Raw genomic sequence first — 17,583 nt, 5'->3', positions numbered from 1 at the left:
ACGAGCTCTGCTGGGGCCTGCGCGGTGCCGTGCCGCCGAGCATGTCGGCGAGATGCTCGGCGCCGAGCAGGGCCGCGATGATGACGTGGGTGTGACGAGTGGTCGCGCCGTCCGGCGGGCGGCGCGACCCACACGTCTCAGGGGTCGCCGGCTCAGCGGCGGTGCTGAGCCGGCGAGAACAGCTACCGGCCACGGATCTTGCGGCCGCTCTCGGTGTCGGGGTAGAGGATGGCGTCGGCGACGCGCCCGCCGGAGTCCTTGGCGCCGCCGCCGAAGTTGAGGACACCGGCGGCGTTGGCGCTGGCGGCGACGCCGTCCCAGTAGCGGGCCTGCCGTTCCCACCGGATGTCGGCGAGCAGGTCCATCAGGTCGGCTTCGGTGAGCGGGACGCCCGAGGTGGCCCAGCCGGTGGCCTGGTGGGCGGCGATGCCGATGCCGGCCAGCACCGCCGGGGCGGAGGCCGCGGACCGGGCGGCGAGGTGCGGGTAGAGCTGGGTGAGCAGGTTCGACAGCAGCGGCACGACCCGGCGCTGGAGCTGCTCGGCGCTCACCCCGTCGGGAAGGTCGGTGTCGCGGACGGTGGCGGAGGACATCGCGAGCCCGCCCCTGCCGTAGACGGTGGTGATGACGAGCACCCGCAGCGCGGAGAGGGTGATCAGCTCGGGGTCGGTCCTGGTGAGCTGCCGCTTGCGGGCCTGCACCAGCTTGCTGAGGGAGACGATCCGGCCGTCGTGCTCGACCTTGACGGCCTCGGCCACGCGGTGCGCGAGCTGGGTGCCGACGTCCCGCTGGTCCATGGACATGGCGAGGTTCTTCGCCACCGGCACGCCCTCGACGTTGCGGTCGTAGAAGATCTGGCGGGCGTCCTCGACGCCCAGGCCCCAGTACAGCTCGAAGGGCAGCCGGACCTTGCCGAGCGCCTCGTACGTGGTGCCGAACTCCTCCGGGTCGTCGTAGAGCTCGTGCAGGGCGGTCACCTGGGTCTCGCCGTCGATCGCCACGACCGGCGCGCCGGCCAGCAGGGTGATCCTGCGGATGCCGCTGCCCTCGATCAGCTCCTCGCTGACGGCGCCGGGCTCGCCGGCCAGCCACAGCGTGATCGGCGGGGTCGACCAGCCCGAGCCGAAGTCGCCGTTGATGCCGGAAGCGATGTAGCGGGCGTAGCCGGCGACGTTGCGGCCCTTCTGGGTCGACTTGAGGGTGCGCTGGACGAGGGCGCGGATCTCGGCGTGGCGGCGCATCGCCCCCGGCGAGAACTTCATCGCCCGCTTGTCCTCCTCCAGCTTGGGCGAGGGAACGAGCTGCAGGAGCGCCGGCAGCCCTATCGTGCCGATCACCGCGTCGGCGCGGAAGGGGATGACGGTCAGCTGGATGCCCTCGACGGCGGCGGTCGGCATGGCGATGGACACGAAGAGGCCCTCCTGAGGGGTGGGAATGCCTGACTGAAAGCGAGACCAGTTAAGCACCACCGTGAAAGCACTGTCAATTCTGCCGTGCGCCATCGGCGGCGTGTACAGTTGCGCCAGCAAGATCACGCAGCGAGCCGACGGGACGCCCCATGCCGACATCCGCCCAGGTCACCGCCGCCGAGATCGCCCGGCTGGCCGGGGTCACGCGCGCCACCGTGAGCAACTGGCGGCGGCGGCACCCGGACTTCCCCGCCCCCTGCGGCGGGACGGACGCCAGCCCGGCGTACGACCTGACGGCGGTGCGCGGCTGGCTCGCCGCACGCGGGCAGTTGCCCGCCAGCTCCCCCTCGGACGACCTGCGGACCGCCCTGCGCGCCGCGACAGCCGACGACGCCACCCGGACCACCGAGGCGATCCGGCTGCTCCCGCTGCTCCTCGCCGCGGCCCGGATGCCCGAGAGCGAGCGAACACGCCTCGCCGGTCTACCCGACGACCGGCTTCCGGGGCGGGCCGAGCAGGCCGCCCGATCCTGCGCGGACGAGCTCCCCGGCGCCGACGAGCCGGCCTACCGGACGGACGACGCACCACTGCTGCGGGCGCTGCTGCGCTGCGTGGCCGAGGAGGGGCCGCTGCGCGCCGTGGACGTGCTCGCCCAGGGCGACGCCGACGAGCCGGGCGCCACCAGCCCGTACGTCACCCCCACCCCGGTCGCCGACCTGATGGCCGACCTGCTCACCGGGCCGGGTGAGCCGTACCCGGAGCGGGTCTTCGACCCGGCCTGCGGCGCCGGCAGCCTGCTGCTGGCGGCGGGCGCACGCGGCGCGCGCCGGCTGTACGGCCAGGACGTCGCGGCAGCGCAGGCGGCGCAGGCGGCCGTGCGCCTCGCGCTTCAGGCCGAGGCGTCGGATATCCAGGTACACGCGGGCGACAGCATCCGCGACGACGCGTTCCCGGCGCTGGCCGCCGACGCGGTTCTGTGCTCCCCGCCCTACGGGCAGCGGGACTGGGGGCACGACGACCTCACCTTCGACGCCCGGTGGATGTTCGGCCTGCCGCCGAAGGGCGAGCCCGAGCTGGCGTGGCTGCAGCACTGCCTGGCGCACCTGAGCCCCGGCGGGCGGGCCGTCCTGCTCATGCCACCGGCCGCCGCCGAGCGCGCCTCCGGCCGCCGGGTCCGGGCCGAGATCCTCCGCAGCGGCGCGCTGCGCGCGGTCGTCGCGCTCCCCGCCGGGGCCGCCCCGCCCCTGCACGTCGGCCTGCACCTGTGGCTGCTGCGCCGGCCCCACCCGCAGGCGAGCCCGCCGGCGCACGTCCTGTTCGTCGACACCGCCGCGCTGGACGCCCGGAGCCCGGCAGGGGCCACCGGTAGGCGCACGACGGCGGACTGGCCCGCCCTGCGCGACACCGTCGTCGACGCCTGGAACGACTTCGACCGCCACCCCGACAACGCCGACCCCGTGCCGGGCGTCGCCCGCGCCGTACCGGTAATCGACCTGCTCGACGAGGTGGTCGACCTGACCCCCGCCCGCCATGTCCGGGCGGCCCCGGTGCCCGCGCGCCCCGACGAGCTGGCCCAGCTCGCGTACGAGCTGCGGGGCCGGCTGCGCCGCGCCGTGACCGGGCTGACGGCGCTCAGCGTGGGCGGCGACTGGCCGCCGGTTGGTTCCGCCGCCCGGTCGTGGCGCACGGCCAGCGTCGCCGACCTGCTGCGCGGCGACGCGCTGGTGCTGCACCGGGTGTCCGCGGCCGGGCGTGGCGCCGCCCCCCGGCCGGCGGAGGGGTCCGCGCCGCGTACGCTCACCGCGCGGGACGTCGTGGCGCGCCGCGCCGCCTCCGGGGCGGCGGTCGAGGGGCCCACAGGCGAGGAGATCACCATCTGCGAGGGGGATGTCATCCTTGCCGAGATGCTGCACGAGGGCGTCGGCACCGTGCGGGTGGCCGACGCCCGCGACGCCGGCCACCGGCTCGGCCGGCACCTGCACCTGCTGCGGCCGGACCCGGCCCGCCTCGACCCGTGGTTCCTCGCCGGTTTCCTGGCCGCCGAGGACAACCTCACCGCCGCCTCGTCCGGCACCACCGTGGTCCGGGTCGACCCCCGGCGGCTGCGGGTGCCCCTGCTCCCCCTGGCCGACCAACGCCGGTACGGCCGGGCGTTCCGCCAGCTGCACGCGATGCGCGTGGCGGCGGACATCGCCCTCCGCCTCGCCGACGAGACCGCCCACACCCTGGCCGCCGGGCTGACCGGCGGCGCGTTGCTCCCACCCGACGCGGAAGGAACCCGTTGAACACCAGCAAGCACACCGAGCTGGCCAACCACGCCTGGTCGGTCGCCGACCTGCTGCGCGGCGACTACAAGCAGTCCGACTACGGCAAGGTGATCCTGCCGTTCACGGTGCTGCGGCGGCTGGAGTGCGTCCTCGGCCCGACGAAGGACAAGGTGCTGGAGACGTACGAGCGTTTCCAGGACCAGGACGTCGACGTCGCCCGGTTCCTGCGCCGCGCCTCGGGCCACAGCTTCTACAACGTCAGCCGCTACACCCTCAAGGCGATCGCGGGCGACCCGGGCCAGGCCGCGAAGCACCTGCTCGCCTACGTGGGCGCGTTCTCCGAGAACGCGCAGGAGGTGATGGAGCGCTACGACTTCGCCCAGCAGGTCCGCCGGCTCGACGCGGCGAACCTGCTCTACCGGGTGGTCGCCCGCTTCGCCGACCTGGACCTTCGGCCCGAGGTGGTCTCCAACCACCAGATGGGGTACGTCTTCGAGGAGCTGATCCGCCGCTTCGCCGAGCAGTCGAACGAGACCGCCGGTGAGCACTTCACCCCGCGCGAGGTCATCGAGCTGATGGTGAACCTGCTCATCGCCCGGGACGACGACGCGCTGACCGTGCCCGGGGTGACCCGCACGGTGCTGGACCCGGCCTGCGGCACCGGCGGCATGCTGACCGCCGCCGAGGAGCACATCACCCGGCTCAACCCGTCGGCGACGGTGAAGGTCTACGGCCAGGAGCTGAACCCGGAGTCGTGGGCGATCTGCCGCTCCGACCTGATGATCAAGGGCCACGACCCGGACAACATCAAGTTCGGCAACTCGTTCAGCGACGACGGGCACGCCGGGGCCACGTTCCACTTCCTGCTCGCCAACCCGCCGTTCGGCGTGGAGTGGAAGAAGGTCAAGGACCAGGTGGAGCGCGAGCACGAGACGCTCGGCAAGCACGGCCGCTTCGGCGCGGGCCTGCCCCGGATCAACGACGGCTCGCTGCTGTTCCTCCAGCACATGCTGTCGAAGATGAAGCCGGTCAAGGACGGCAAGGGCGGCAGCCGGGTGGCGATCGTGTTCAACGGCTCGCCGCTGTTCACCGGGGCGGCCGAGTCCGGCGAGTCCCGCATCCGGCGGTGGATCATCGAGAACGACTGGCTGGAGGGCATCGTCGCCCTGCCCGACCAGCTGTTCTACAACACGGGGATCTCCACGTACTTCTGGATCCTCACCAACAACAAGGCCCCCGACCACCGGGGCAAGGTCATCCTGCTGGACGCGCGCGACCAGTTCGCCAAGATGCGCAAGTCGCTCGGCGACAAGCGCAAGCGCATCACCGACGAGCAGATCGAGGACATCACCCGGCGCTACGGCGAGGCGCTGGACGCCGCCGAGAACCCGGAGCACCCGCAGCACGCCAAGGTCAAGGTCTTCCGCAACTCCGACTTCGGCCACCAGCGGATCACCGTCGAGCGCCCGCTCACGCTCCGCTTCGAGATCAGCGAGGAGACCCTGATTCGGGTACGGGAGTCGAAGGCGATCGCCCGGGCACTCGACGTGGAGGCGCTGACCGGCGCCCTGAAGCCGCTGCTCGGGCAGTCCTGGCCGACGAAGCGGGAAGCGTGGGACGCGCTGCGCGCGGCGATGGCCGAGGCCGGCGTGCTCTGGCCGTCGGGTGCGCCGTTCCAGAAGGCGCTGCGCGAGGCGATCGGCGTGCGCGATCCGGAGGGCGAGGTGCAGCTCGTCAAGGGCGAGCCGGAGCCGGACCCAGAGCTGCGCGACTACGAGAACGTGCCGCTGGACGAGGATGTCGAGGAATACCTGCGCCGCGAGGTGCTGCCGCACGTCCCCGACGCCTGGATCGACCACGACAAGACCAAGATCGGGTACGAGATCCCGTTCACCCGCCACTTCTACGTGTACAAGCCCCCGCGGCCCCTGGCGGAAATCGACGCCGAACTCAAGGCCCTGGAGGCCGAGATCCAGGTGCTGCTCAGCGAGGTGACGGAGTGAACGATTACAGGATCAAACACATAGCTAAAATAAACGCTCAAACGCTGCCGGAAAGCACTGATCCAAGCTACACCTTCCGTTACATTGACATCGGGTCTGTCAATAGCTCGGGCGGCATTAGCATTCCCGAAAGAGAGGTTTCCTTCGCAGCCGCTCCCTCCCGGGCCCGACGGCTCGCGCCTCCTGGATCGGTCGTCGTCTCGACAGTGCGAACCTACCTGCGTGCAGTGGCGCCCGTGCCTGCAAGTGGGGCACCTCTCGTTTTCTCCACTGGCTTCGCCGTATTGGAGGCTAGCGACAGGGTCGACAACCGTTACCTTGCCTACTACTGCCAGTCTCAGCCATTCATTGACGAAGTAGTTGCACGGTCCACCGGAGTTAGCTACCCCGCAATCAACGCCAGCGAAATCGGAAATCTTACTGTTACCCTGCCGCCACTGGAGGAGCAACGCAGGCTCGCCGACTTTCTCGACGTCGAAATCGCTCGCATTGATCGCCTCGCCAGTGCTAGGAGGCGACAGTACGTCACACTCGAAGAACACACAAACGCCGAAGTGTCCGAGATTCTTATCCCCGGCATCACACGTTCACCCTCGGGAACATGGCCCTGGACCTGGCTGCCCACGCTGAGGGAAGACAGAGCTTTAGTCCGACTCGGCTATGTAAGTCGACTTCAAAATGGCATCACCATCGACGGCAGCCGCGAGGCCAGCATAGACTCGGTTACCCGCCCCTACTTGCGGGTTGCCAACGTCCAGGCTGGCTATGTCGACCTTTCCTCCGTGACTGAGGTTACGGTACCTCGGGCGATGGCAGTTCGAAGCACCCTTCGGCCCGGCGATGTCCTCATGACGGAGGGCGGAGACCTAGACAAGTTGGGACGGGGCACTGTGTGGGAAGGACAACTCCCCAATTGCCTGCACCAAAACCACGTCTTTGCGCTTCGCCCGGACCCTGATCGACTCGACCCCCACTATCTTGCCCTCATGACCCAGACCCTGCACGGCCGCTGCTACTTCGAGAGCACAGGCAGCAAGACAACGAACTTGGCTTCCACGAACAGCAGCAAAATCATGAGTTTCCCGATCCCACTGCCGAGGCTTTCCCGCCAGCGCGAGCTGGTTCGGCAACTCCGCACGCAACTAGACGCGGCGACGCGATTCAAAGCAAGACTGGATCAGCAGTTAGCACTCCTCAACGAACGACGGCAAGCGCTAATCACGGCTGCGGTCACCGGCCAGATTGATTCCTATACCGCCAATGGGCGAGGAACAGAGTAAGCCGAGAGGGTTCGAGGCCAACCTCACGGCCGGCCTCGGCCCGCAAATTAAAAGTTTGCCCCCGTAGACCACACCAAGCACTCAGGTTGAGATGAGGTCTTTGGCGTCTTGACAGAATCGACGGACGGCAGGGGTACGGCGGTAGGGCGTCAGATTGCCGACCAGATTGCGTACGTGCTTGATGCACCGTGCCGAGGTGACCTGCCCGGTGAGGGTCTGAACGGCCTGGTCACCGAGGGCAAGCGCTCGGTCCAGGTCGGCATGCTGCTGCCGGACGTAGGTGGTCGCGAGCAGGGCGTTCCGCAGTGCGCCCTCACGGGTGTACTCGTTGCCCTGCAAGCGCAGCGCAGCCCGTAGATGCTCGCGGGCGCGCGGCCAGTCTTCGAGTTTGACGTAGCAATAGCCGGCTTGCGCGTGGGCCTGCGCCTCGTTGATCCAGTACGCCCAGTCGGGGTCACCGTGCTGCGGCCCATTGTCGGTCAGCCGGCCGAAGGCGCTGTCGAGCGCACGTCGGGTTTCGGGAGCCAACCCGTTGTTGGCATACGCCTCGGCGGCTCGGAGGTCCAGAATGGCCGCGACCTTCGGGCTGGTGGCCGGGTAGCTGGATCGGGCGGTTTCCGCGAGCGTGATGGCTTGTCGGAGCTGCCCGAGGTCCTTGGCCTGGCAGGACATGAAGCCGAGGATGTTCGCGCCGAGCCCACGGTCGCCAGCGGCGTGAGCCTGGTAGAGACCCGCGATCCAGAACCGCTGCGCTTGGCTGTGGTGCCCGTTGTCGAACGAGAGCCAGCCGGCGAGGCGCAGCAGCTCGCCAGCGGTGGCGTGCAGATGCCGACCAACTGTGTCGGTGTAGCGGCGACCTTGCAGCGCTCCGACCACCGTGCTCAGGTGTTGACGAACCAGGCCGAGCGTCTGCCCACTACCAAGGTGGTCGTCCATACGTCGCAGGCTGGCCGTGACGGCGTCCAGGTGGTCGACGACCTCGCCGGACAGCGGCCTGCCGGTGGCCGAGGCGACGCTTTCGGGTGGCTGGGCGATCAACCATTCGTGAGCTGGTGAGGTCAACGTGGAACCGAGCAGAGCGAGGAACATCCGTCGCTGCATCATGCCCTCAGATTCGTTCACGACCACGGCAGCCTGCAAGGCCCCTGCCGGCGACCAGGGCAGTTCCAGACCAGCGCAGGCGGGTGCGGCCTCGAAACCGTCGTCCGGCCAACCCAGCTCATCGAGGGTGACCGGCCGCTGCAACTGCTCGGACAACAGCGCACACGTGAGGGACGGCCACGGGCTGCGGGGGATGTCCCCCTTCTTCCACTTGTACGGCGTCTTGAGGTGCAGCCGCTCGGCGCGACCGTGCCGCTCGGCGCACTCGTTGAGTCGCCGGGCGAGCTGTTCGGGCTGCCAGCCCGCCTCGGCCAGCAGCCGGGTGATTGCCTCTCCGCTGGATGCCACTTCCCCTCGACTTTCCATGAGTAGCGGGCGCTCCAACGGACGGTAACGGACGTGGCGTGAGAAGGAGGTACCCCGCACCGAGCCGCACCGATAGGCACCGCCCGCACCTGTCCTCGCCGCCCCTCTGGGGAGGTCAACTGGACGCACCATCGGGGCGAAACCCGATCCGAGGAAGGTGAGGTGCTCGTGATTGCCGAGATCGTGCCGGTCGTGTTCGGCGGCCTGGTGCCGGGGTTCCTGTTCGGACTGCTGGCGTTTCGGGTCAAGTCGCGGTGGTGCCCGCGCTGCGGCGAGTCCACCGAGGCCATGCACCGCACGGAGGACCTGTGATCGGGCCGGGCCGACGCGGCGACAACGAGCCGCCTATCGGGCGGCGCGTGGCCCGGCTACGCGCCCGCCGGGGCATGACGCAGCAGGTCTTCGCCAGCCGGGTCGGCCGGTCCAAGAGCTGGGTGGACAAGGTGGAGCGCGGCCTGCGGCCCCTCGACCGGATCTCGGTCATCGAAGAGGTCGCCGGGGCCCTCGGCGTCACCCCGGAGGTGTTGCTCGGCCGGGAGAGCCGGCGCGTCGGGCCGGTCACGGGCATCGCCGGGGCCGTCGAGCGGGTACGCGCGGCGCTGGCCCGCTACCACTCCCCCGCCCCCGGCGACCCCGACTGGCGACCGCCACTCACGTTGGACGAGCTCGACCGCCAGGTCACGTACGCGTGGACGGCGTACCGGCACGCCCACCACCCCCAGGTGCTGCGGACGCTGCCCGACCTGCTCGCCCACGCCCACGACCTCGCCGCGCCGACCGGCTCGGCACGCGCCGCCGACCTGCTGGTACGCGCGTACCGGCTCGCCGCCCAGACCCTGGTCAAGCTCGGCGAGGCCGACCTGGCCTGGCTGGCCGCCGACCGGGCGATGGCCACCGCCGCCGGTGACCCGCGCCGCACGGCCGTCGCGGCGATCCCCCTGACGCAGGCGCTACGCGCTCTGAACCGTGGCCGGCTGGCGATGACCGCCGCCACCACCGCCGTACGCCAACTCGCCCCGCACCACGACGGCCCGCCGGACCGCCTCGCCCTGGCCGGAACCCTGCTGGTCGAGGCCGCGCTGGCCGCCGCCACCTACACCGACCACGCCGCCGCGCGCAGCCTCCTCGCGCACGCCGCCCAACTCGCCGACGCCCACGGCGAGCGCCCCGACCACGACGGCCACGACATCGGGTACGGCCCCACCGTGGTCGACCTCGCCCGCGTCCTGGTCGCCGCCGACCTGGGCGACGCGAACGAGGCGCTCACCCTCCACATTCGCGCCACCAACGGCGAAGCCTGGCGGCGGCTCCCGGCCGAGCACCGGGCGGCACACCTGATCGACATGGCCCGCATCCAACGCGACGCCGGCAACCCGCGCGCTGCCGGTCGTGCCCTGGTCACCGCCGACCGCATCGCGCCCGCCGAGACCCGCATCCGCCCCGCCGCCCGTACGGTGCTGACCGCCGTCCTCCGCGACGGCCCCACCGCCGCCGACGTCACCCGCCTGGCCGTCGCAGTCGGCCTCACCCGCCAATGATCACGCCAGGGAGTCTCGCCGAGGGCGTCAGCCACCATCAGCTATCACGCTCAATGGGCCCGTTCGGGCGCTGAACTGGGGTGATGCATCCCGCCCGCTTGTTTCCGCGAGAGGCCGATTTTCCGGTACGCAGGAAATCATGCCAGCCGCTACGATGGGTGCGCTCGCGCATCAAGATCGCCTTTCTGCGATCGAGGTGTGCCACACTACGTTGGGCGTTCGAGCTGGGGAAGACGTTCACCCTGCGCGGACCCAGCCCGCGTCTTGGGTAACGCGCTGCGCGGCAACGAGGGCTAACGGCGGCAGTTAGGTAATCGGGTGGATGGGAATCCCGCGACGCCGGGTGCGTCGCGTTACGACACCGCGCCAAAGACGCAGATCCGGCAGGTACGGGAAGCGCTCAAACGAGAATTCGGCGACCTGGTAGATCTCGCCGATCTCGCCAACAAGTCAAGCGCCGAGCGCGAGCAGGCGTTCCTGTCGAGGGCCCTGGCCGCCCTGACGGTCCGCGACCTGACGGGCTGCGACTCGACAACGGCGGCCGATGCGGTCATCGACGGCCGGGACGACATCGGCATCGATGCCGTGGCCACCGACAAGAACGCGTCGCACCTCTGGTTGATCCAGTCGAAGTGGAGCGACAGCGGCCGAGCGGGCTTCGGCGTCGCCGAGGCGCTCAAATTCATCGAAGGCCTTCGTCACATCGACGCACGCAGGTTCGATCGCTTCAACGTCCGGTTCCAGAACCTCGCGGATCAGGTCGCCGCCGTGCTCAGCAACCAGGGCTCGAAGATCACCCTGGTGCCCACCCTGATGCGGACCGAGCCGCTGTCGGACGATGTCGTACAGCGACTCGCCGATGCGCAGGCCGAGTTCAACCGGCTCGGCAACATTCTCGACCAGCGCGTCTACCTGGCCCGCGACATCTGGGAGGTGGTACGCAACGACTTCGCGGAACCCCCCATCACGCTGACTGCCAAGATGCAGGACTGGATTAAGATCACCGATCCATACGAGGCGTTCCAGGGGATCGTGTCGGTCGCCGAAATCGCCGACTGGTACGACACCCACGAGGATCGCCTGTTCGATCGCAACATCCGCAAGCCGCTCGGCATCACGCAGGTGAACCAGGGCCTGATCGACACGCTGAGCAACGAGCCGCACAACTTCTGGTTCTTCAACAACGGCATCACCGTGCTGTGCGACGCGTTGGAACCCGACTACTTCAGTCGGTCGACGCGGTCACCGGTCGCGCTCAAGCTCGACGGCGCCAGCGTCGTGAACGGCGCACAGACCGTCCACGCGATTCATCGGGCGTTCCGCAAGGGCGGCGAGACAGTCGCCGACGGGTACGTGACCGTCCGGGTCATTTCCCTCAAGAACTGCCCGCCGGACTTCGCGGACGCGGTGACCACGGCCACGAACACCCAGAACCGGGTCGAGCGGCGCGACTTCGTCGCCCTGGACCCCGTACAGACGGCTATCAAGGAGGACTTCGTCCTCTCGCTGCAGAAGACGTACGCGGTAAAGCGGGGAGAGCCGGAGCCCCCGGCGGACAGCGGGTGCTCGGTCGAGAGCGCTGCCGTCGCGCTGGCCTGCGCACACCGGAATTCCGATCTCGCCGTACGGGCCAAGCGCGGGGCGGACCGACTCTGGGAGGAAGGTCCTCAAGGGGCCTACCAGATGTTGTTCAACGCCCAGGACCTGCCCTCCGCCTACCAGATCTGGCGCAGCGTCCTCATCCTGCGGGAGGTCGATGCCGCGCTCCATCGCACCGCGAAGAACCGGCAGGAGCGGGCCGAAGCAATCGTGGAGCGAGGCGACAGGCTCATCGCGCACATCGTCTTTCAGCATCTGGACCTGGATGGCATCGACGACCCGGACGCCGACTGGGACGGCATCCTCGCCCAGGTGCCGCACACGGTCGAGCGCGCCGCGGCGTGGCTGGTTCACCACGTCGATGCCGAGTTCGGCCGAACCTCAATCGTGTCCAGCACTCTGGCCGATCCCGACCACTGCCGGACCCTCGCGGGTCTGGTCCTGTCGGACCTGAAGCGCGACGTGCCGGTCCCCGAGCTGCCGCAGGAGTACCGCCCCACCAAGCCCGCCACGAAGCGGCGCAGGCCCAACGCCGTTCCCACCCTGATCGACACCGGCCGGCTGGCTGACGGCACGCCGTTGACCTATCAGGCGACGGGCCGGCCCGAGCGGGACGCGATGGCCGCGTGGCTCGCGGAGGACCCGAGCCGAGGGACCGCGACCTGGGTCAACCAACGGGTGCGTCCGCTGCTGTGGGCGGCCGACGGGAAGCGGTACTCTCCCTCCGGCCTGGTGCAGCAGATGTGGCGGATGGCCGGATGGAGCAAGGCGCCCGTCGCCGCTCAGGGTCCTTCCCGGTGGTTCGTCTCGGGGGGGAAGTCGCTGTGGACGCTGGCGCAGGAGACCGATACCGAATGAACGCGGTTCACCACGAGTCCACGTTCGGGGACGCGATCGTCGCCTCGCTGCTGGCCAGCGGCTGGTTGGAGGGCAGCGCCGCCGACTATCGCCCCGAGCTCGGCCTCGACACCCGCCAGTTGTTCACCTTCATCGGGGCCACGCAGGCGCGGGAGTGGGACGAGCTGGTCACCCGCTACGGCGGCGACCCGGACGCCGCGCAGCGCGGCTTCGCCCGGCGGCTGGACCGGGCGATCGCCGACGAGGGCCTGCTGGGCGTGCTGCGCAAGGGCGTGAAGGACAACGGCGTGCGCCTGCGGGTGGCGTACTTCAAGCCGTCGCTGGTGGAGTCCGACGCGATCCTCGACGACTACCGGGCCAACCGGTTGACCGTGGTGCGCGAGCTGGCGTACGCGGCCAAGCAGTCCGGCCGGGGTAAGCGGCTGGACCTGGCCCTCTTCCTCAACGGCATCCCGGTGGCGACCGCCGAGCTGAAGAACCCGCTCACCGGCTCCGGCGTCGAGCAGGCCAAGGAGCAGTACCGCAACGACCGCGACCCCACCGAGCTGATCTTCTCGGGTCGGGTGGTCGCCAACTTCGCCGTCGACCCGGACCTGGTCTTCGTCTGCACCCAGCTGCGCGGGCCGGGCAGCCGGACGCGGTTCCTGCCGTTCAACACCGGCTCCAACGGCCCCGGCCGGCCGGGCGGGCAGGGCAACCCGCCGGCCAGCCGGCCCGGCGCGTACGCCACCTCCTACCTCTGGGAGGAGGTGTGGCAGCCCGACAACTGGCTGGAGCTGCTGGAACGGTACGTGCACGTGCGCAGGGAGAGGGGCGCGGACGGGCGTACCCGAAAGGTCGTGATCTTCCCCCGCTACCACCAGTGGCACGCGGTGAAGCGGTTGACCGCGCACGCCGCGCGGCACGGCGCCGGCCACAACTACCTGATCATGGCCTCCGCCGGCTCCGGGAAGTCCAACACGATCGCGTGGCTGGCGCACCGGCTGGCGTCCCTGCACACCCACCCGTCGGCAGCCGACCTCGACCCCGGCGCGGTGGCCGCCGGGCTGCGGCCCGGCACGCCCGTGTTCGACAAGGTCGTCATCATCACCGACCGGCGCAACCTCGACGGGCAGCTCCGGGAGACCGTCGGCAGCTTCGAGCAGACCGCCGGGCTGGTCGTGAAGATCGACGAGCGGCAGGGGGCCAAGTCCGAGCAGCTCGCCCAGGCGCTGTCCCGGCAGACCGGCAAGATCGTCACGGTCACCCTGCACACCTTCCCCGCCCTCGTGGAGTACCTGCGGCGCAACCCGACCGAGATCCACGGCAGCCGGTTCGCCATCGTCGTCGACGAGGCGCACTCCTCGCAGTCGGGCGACGCCGCCACCGCCGTCCGGGCGGTGCTGCGCGACCTCGGCCTCGATTCGGAGTCCGACGAGGCGGGGGCGACCAGCGTCGCCGCACCGGAGGGCACCGAGGTGGCGCTCGCGGCGAGCGCGCGTCGGCGGCAGCGGGCGGCGAACCTGTCGTACTTCGCGTTCACCGCCACGCCGAAGCACAAGACGCTGGAGCTCTTCGGCACCCTCGGCGACGACGGCGAGTACCACCCGTTCCACACGTACTCGATGCGCCAGGCCATTGAGGAAGGGTTCATCCTGGACCCGCTGCGCAACTACGTCACCTACGCGACGTACTGGAAGCTGGTCAACCAGAACCCCGACGAGCGCGAGGTCGACCCGGCGAAGGCCAACCCGCTGCTCGCCCGCTACGCGGGCACGCACCCGTCCACGGTGGCTCAGCACGCGCAGATCATCGTGGAGCACTTCCGCACCCACACCGCCGGGCGACTGGGCGGGCGGGCCAAGGCGATGGTGGTCACCGCTGGTCGGCCCGCCGCCGTGCAGATGGCGCGGGCCATCAAGCGGTACGCCGCCGACCGGAATTATCCCGACCTGGGGGTGCTGGTCGCCTTCTCCGGCAGCCTCACCTACGACGGTGAGGAGATCACCGAGTCGACGGAGAACGGCGGTCTGCCCGAGCGCGAGCTGCCCGACGCGTTCGCGTACACCCGCGCCGACGACCGGGCCGCCCGCGCGGGCGGCAACCGCCGCCGCGAGTACCGGATCCTGGTCGTGGCGGACAAGTACCAGACCGGCTTCGACCAGCCGCTGCTCACCACGATGTACGTGACCAAGAAGCTGGCCGGTGTCTCGGCGGTGCAGACGCTGTCGCGGGTCAACCGCACCGCCGACGGCAAGAGCCAGGAAGACCTCGCCGTGCTCGACTTCCGCAACAAGGCCGAGGAGATCGCGGAGGCGTTCCGGCCGTACTACGAGGAGGCCGCGACCCTCCCCTCGGACCCCAACCTGCTCTACACCGCGCAGAGCCGGGTGATGTCCCCGCCGCTGCTGGTCGAGGCCGAGATGCAGGAGTTCGTGGCGGCCTACGCGGCGGCGCAGCGGCGGGCCGGTGGGAACGCGGCGGCGTGGGAGAAGCTGCACGCGGAGCTGTACCGGCACCTGGGGCCGGCGGTGGCCCGGTTCACGGCGCTGGTGGACGGCGGCGACGCCCACGACCGGGAAACCGCCGAGACGTTCCGGGCAGACCTGACCGACTTCGTCCGCAAGTACGGCTTCCTGTCGCAGATCATCCAGTACACCGACACCGAGCTGGAGCGGCTCTACCTGTACGGGCGGCACCTGCTCAACCGGCTGCCGCGCCGCGACGACGGCGGGGTGGACATCGGCGAGGTGGACCTGAGCCACCTGCGGGTCGAGAAGACCGGCAAGCACGACGTCAGCCTGCGCCCCGAGGGCACCACGCTGATGAAGGGCTTCGGCGACGGCTCCGGCGGCGGCGCGGACCCGGAGAAGTCCCTGCTGTCGGAGCTGATCGCGCGGTTCAACGAGCGGCACGGCACCGAGTTCACCGAGCAGGACGTGATCAAGCCGTTCGAGGAGGCGGTCGCCGACCCGAAGGTGCGCCTCGCGGCGGTGGCGAACGACGAGGAGGGCTTCGGGCACGTCTTCGAGCCGGTGTTCGAGGAGAAGATGATGGACCACTTCGACAGCGTCGCCGACCTCGGGCGCAGGTACTTCGGGCCGGACCGGGACTTCCGCAGCTCACTCAACCGCAGCGCCCGCAGCGCCGCGTGGCGGATGATCCGGGAGCAGGAGGGCGTGGCGGACGACGCCGCGTAGCGAGGGGGTGAGCGTGCGACCCGAGCCAATCGCCGGCCGCTACGAGCTGGTCGAGCGGATCAGCTCCGGCGGCATGGGACAGGTGTGGCGCGGCTACGACGCGGTGCTCGACCGGGAGGTCGCCGTCAAGCTGATCCGCACCGACGTCATCGCCTCGGCCGACGAGGCCGAGGAGTTCGCCAAGCGGTTCCGCCGGGAGGCGCGGGTCACCGCGCGCATCCAGCACCACGGGGTGCCGCAGGTCTACGACGCGGTGCTCGACAGGTCGTACGACCGGGTCTACCTGGTCATGGAGTACGTGCGCGGCACGCCGCTGCGGGCCTGCATCACACCGGCCCGGCCGCTGCCCGTCGCGTGGGCCGCCGCGATCGCCACGCAGGTGTGCACGGTGCTGTCCCACGCGCACGCCATCCCGGTCGTGCACCGCGACCTGAAGCCCGACAACGTGCTGATCACCGAGGCCGGCGCGGTGAAGGTGCTCGACTTCGGCATCGCCGCCGTGCTGCGGCCCGACGCCACCCGCCTCACCGCGACCGGGCGGGCGCTCGGCACGTACCACTACATGCCGCCCGAGCAGATCCAGGGCGCGCGGATCACCCCGCAGACCGACCTGTACGCCCTCGGCTGCCTGCTGCACGAGATGCTCGCGGGCACGCCGCTGTTCGACGGCGGCAACGACTTCGAGCTGATGAGGCAGCACGTCCACGACGCACCCGTGCCGCTGCGGACGCTGCGCCCGGACGTGCCCGAGGCGGTGGAGCGGCTGGTGCTGGAGCTGACGGCGAAGAATCCGGAACGGCGGCCGGCCGACGCCTACGACGTCTACGAGCGGCTGCTGCCGTTCCTGCCGCCGCCCGGCGCCCCGCCTCCGGCCGGCGGCGAGCAGCACCCGGCGGGCATGCCTGACCCGACGCTGCTGTACCGCCGCCCCAACGCGCCACGGCCGCGTACGCAGCCGCCGCCCCGGGTCGCCCTCGGCGCGGTCGCCGGGTCCAAGCCGGTGAACGCCGTGCCCGCCACAGCGCTGCGCGAGGCGATCCGCGACGCGTGGGACCGCTCGAACGACCTGCTCGCCGAGGAGCGCTACGCGCAGGCCGCGGAGGCGTTGCAGCGGGTCGTCGAGCCCGCCGGCGCGGCGCTCGGTCGGGAGCACCCGCAGGTGCTGCGGCTACGTCAGCGGCGGGCGGCGATCCTCGTCGTCGGCGGGGACGCCCGTCGGGCCCTGCCCGAGTTCGACTCGCTCGCCGCCGCGTTCGCCCGTACGAGAGGTCCGAACAACGACGAGGCCCTGGCCTGCCTGCGGCAGGCGGCCCACTGCCGGGCGGAGCTGGGCCAGGCCACGGCGGCGCTGCGGCAGTTCCGGCAGGTCCTCGCGCGTGTACGGGCGGTGGAGAGCGACGTGTCCACCGTGGCGTTGGAGCTGCGCCGCGACATCGGCACGCTGCTGTTCACCGAGGGCGACGTCGCGGGAGCGGAGGCCGAGGTCGCCGCGCTCCGCGACGACCTGCACCTGGTGTACGGAGCCGAGCACGAGCTGACCCGTGAGGTCGCCGACCTGTTGGCACGGATCGAGCTCGCCCGCCGTGGCGGTTCGTCCGCTGGTGTCTCATCGCCGTCCGACTACTGATCCGGGCGCCAGCCCGCCGTTATCAGGCATCGGCTTGCCCGAACGCGTCCTGCGGGTCGGACACCGTCCACTGTCGGTCGGGATGGCGCAGGGGAACCGCCCGCGCGTATCCGGCGAGGCCGGTCAGCAGGCTCGCCCACGACTCGGCCCGCCAGTTCCGCCCCGACCAGCTCACCAGCAACAGCCGTCGCCCGTTCCACCGGCCGTGGACCTCCGGCGCACCCTCGGCGATGACGTGCACGTCCGGGAAGTCGCGCAGGGCGTCGAGAACGGCGATCACGGTGCGACGGGGGCGGGTGGGGAGTTCCGCCAGCGAGCGTCGCGGGCAGTGTGGCGGTGGGGTGGGGTGTTCGGCG

Annotated in this window: 11 protein-coding genes; 8 read left to right on the top strand and 3 right to left on the bottom strand. The window is 70.6% G+C overall.

Annotated elements, in window-relative coordinates; translation table 11 throughout:
* Window positions 1–182: 182 nt before the first annotated feature.
* Window positions 183–1,409, bottom strand: coding sequence for a DNA sulfur modification protein DndB (locus tag ABGB16_RS14185; RefSeq protein ID WP_347668498.1), 1,227 nt, complete (start codon window positions 1,407–1,409; stop codon window positions 183–185).
* Window positions 1,410–1,558: 149 nt separating this feature from the next.
* On the opposite strand from ABGB16_RS14185, the gene ABGB16_RS14180 reads away from it, so the two are divergent.
* Genes ABGB16_RS14180 through ABGB16_RS14170 form a run of 3 tightly spaced genes read left to right on the top strand, consistent with a single transcriptional unit; the run spans window position 1,559 to window position 6,959 of the window.
* The gene (locus ABGB16_RS14180) at window positions 1,559–3,694 is read left to right on the top strand and encodes an N-6 DNA methylase (protein WP_347668497.1); all 2,136 of its coding nucleotides are present in this window, start codon (window positions 1,559–1,561) and stop codon (window positions 3,692–3,694) included.
* Window positions 3,691–5,679, top strand: coding sequence for a class I SAM-dependent DNA methyltransferase (locus ABGB16_RS14175; protein WP_347668496.1), 1,989 nt, complete (start codon window positions 3,691–3,693; stop codon window positions 5,677–5,679). Before ABGB16_RS14180 ends, ABGB16_RS14175 begins: the two co-directional genes overlap by 4 nt.
* The gene (locus tag ABGB16_RS14170; RefSeq protein ID WP_347668495.1) at window positions 5,676–6,959 is read left to right on the top strand and encodes a restriction endonuclease subunit S; all 1,284 of its coding nucleotides are present in this window, start codon (window positions 5,676–5,678) and stop codon (window positions 6,957–6,959) included. The genes ABGB16_RS14175 and ABGB16_RS14170 overlap by 4 nt, the downstream gene beginning before the upstream one ends.
* 81 nt (window positions 6,960–7,040) lie before the next feature.
* On the opposite strand, the gene ABGB16_RS14165 is transcribed toward ABGB16_RS14170, so the two are convergent.
* Complete coding sequence (locus ABGB16_RS14165; RefSeq protein ID WP_347668494.1) at window positions 7,041–8,408, bottom strand: hypothetical protein; 1,368 nt, start codon at window positions 8,406–8,408, stop codon at window positions 7,041–7,043.
* Window positions 8,409–8,588: 180 nt separating this feature from the next.
* Between ABGB16_RS14165 and ABGB16_RS14160 the strand changes: the two genes are divergently transcribed.
* The 5 genes from ABGB16_RS14160 (at window position 8,589) to ABGB16_RS14140 (ending at window position 17,227) form a co-directional block, all read left to right on the top strand.
* On the top strand, window positions 8,589–8,738 hold the full coding sequence (locus ABGB16_RS14160) for a hypothetical protein (RefSeq protein ID WP_347668493.1): 150 nt from the start codon (window positions 8,589–8,591) through the stop codon (window positions 8,736–8,738).
* 47 nt (window positions 8,739–8,785) lie between these two features.
* Window positions 8,786–9,964, top strand: coding sequence for a helix-turn-helix domain-containing protein (locus ABGB16_RS14155; RefSeq protein ID WP_347668492.1), 1,179 nt, complete (start codon window positions 8,786–8,788; stop codon window positions 9,962–9,964).
* Between the two features lie 318 nt (window positions 9,965–10,282).
* Complete coding sequence (locus ABGB16_RS14150) at window positions 10,283–12,421, top strand: AIPR family protein (RefSeq protein ID WP_347668491.1); 2,139 nt, start codon at window positions 10,283–10,285, stop codon at window positions 12,419–12,421.
* The gene (locus ABGB16_RS14145) at window positions 12,418–15,600 is read left to right on the top strand and encodes a type I restriction endonuclease (RefSeq protein ID WP_347668490.1); all 3,183 of its coding nucleotides are present in this window, start codon (window positions 12,418–12,420) and stop codon (window positions 15,598–15,600) included. The genes ABGB16_RS14150 and ABGB16_RS14145 overlap by 4 nt, the downstream gene beginning before the upstream one ends.
* 13 nt (window positions 15,601–15,613) lie before the next feature.
* Window positions 15,614–17,227, top strand: a complete 1,614-nt coding sequence (locus ABGB16_RS14140) for a serine/threonine-protein kinase (RefSeq protein ID WP_347668489.1) — start codon at window positions 15,614–15,616, stop codon at window positions 17,225–17,227.
* 22 nt (window positions 17,228–17,249) lie between these two features.
* Here the strand turns inward: ABGB16_RS14140 and ABGB16_RS14135 are convergent, their stop codons facing one another.
* A complete protein-coding gene (locus ABGB16_RS14135) occupies window positions 17,250–17,507 on the bottom strand; it encodes a hypothetical protein (RefSeq protein ID WP_347668488.1) in 258 nt (85 codons plus the stop codon).
* Window positions 17,508–17,583: the final 76 nt, after the last annotated feature.

The sequence above is a fragment of the Micromonospora sp. B11E3 genome (assembly GCF_039871625.1).
Classification (GTDB): Bacteria; Actinomycetota; Actinomycetes; order Mycobacteriales; family Micromonosporaceae; genus Micromonospora.
This window is presented reverse-complemented; position numbering and strand designations above follow the sequence as displayed.

What these genes read in the sequence shown, in the direction of transcription:
- ABGB16_RS14180 (WP_347668497.1), top strand. Translation starts at nt 1,559, where the DNA reads ATGCCGACATCCGCCCAGGTCACCGCCGCCGAGATCGCCCGGCTGGCC.
- ABGB16_RS14145 (WP_347668490.1), top strand. Translation starts at nt 12,418, where the DNA reads ATGAACGCGGTTCACCACGAGTCCACGTTCGGGGACGCGATCGTCGCC.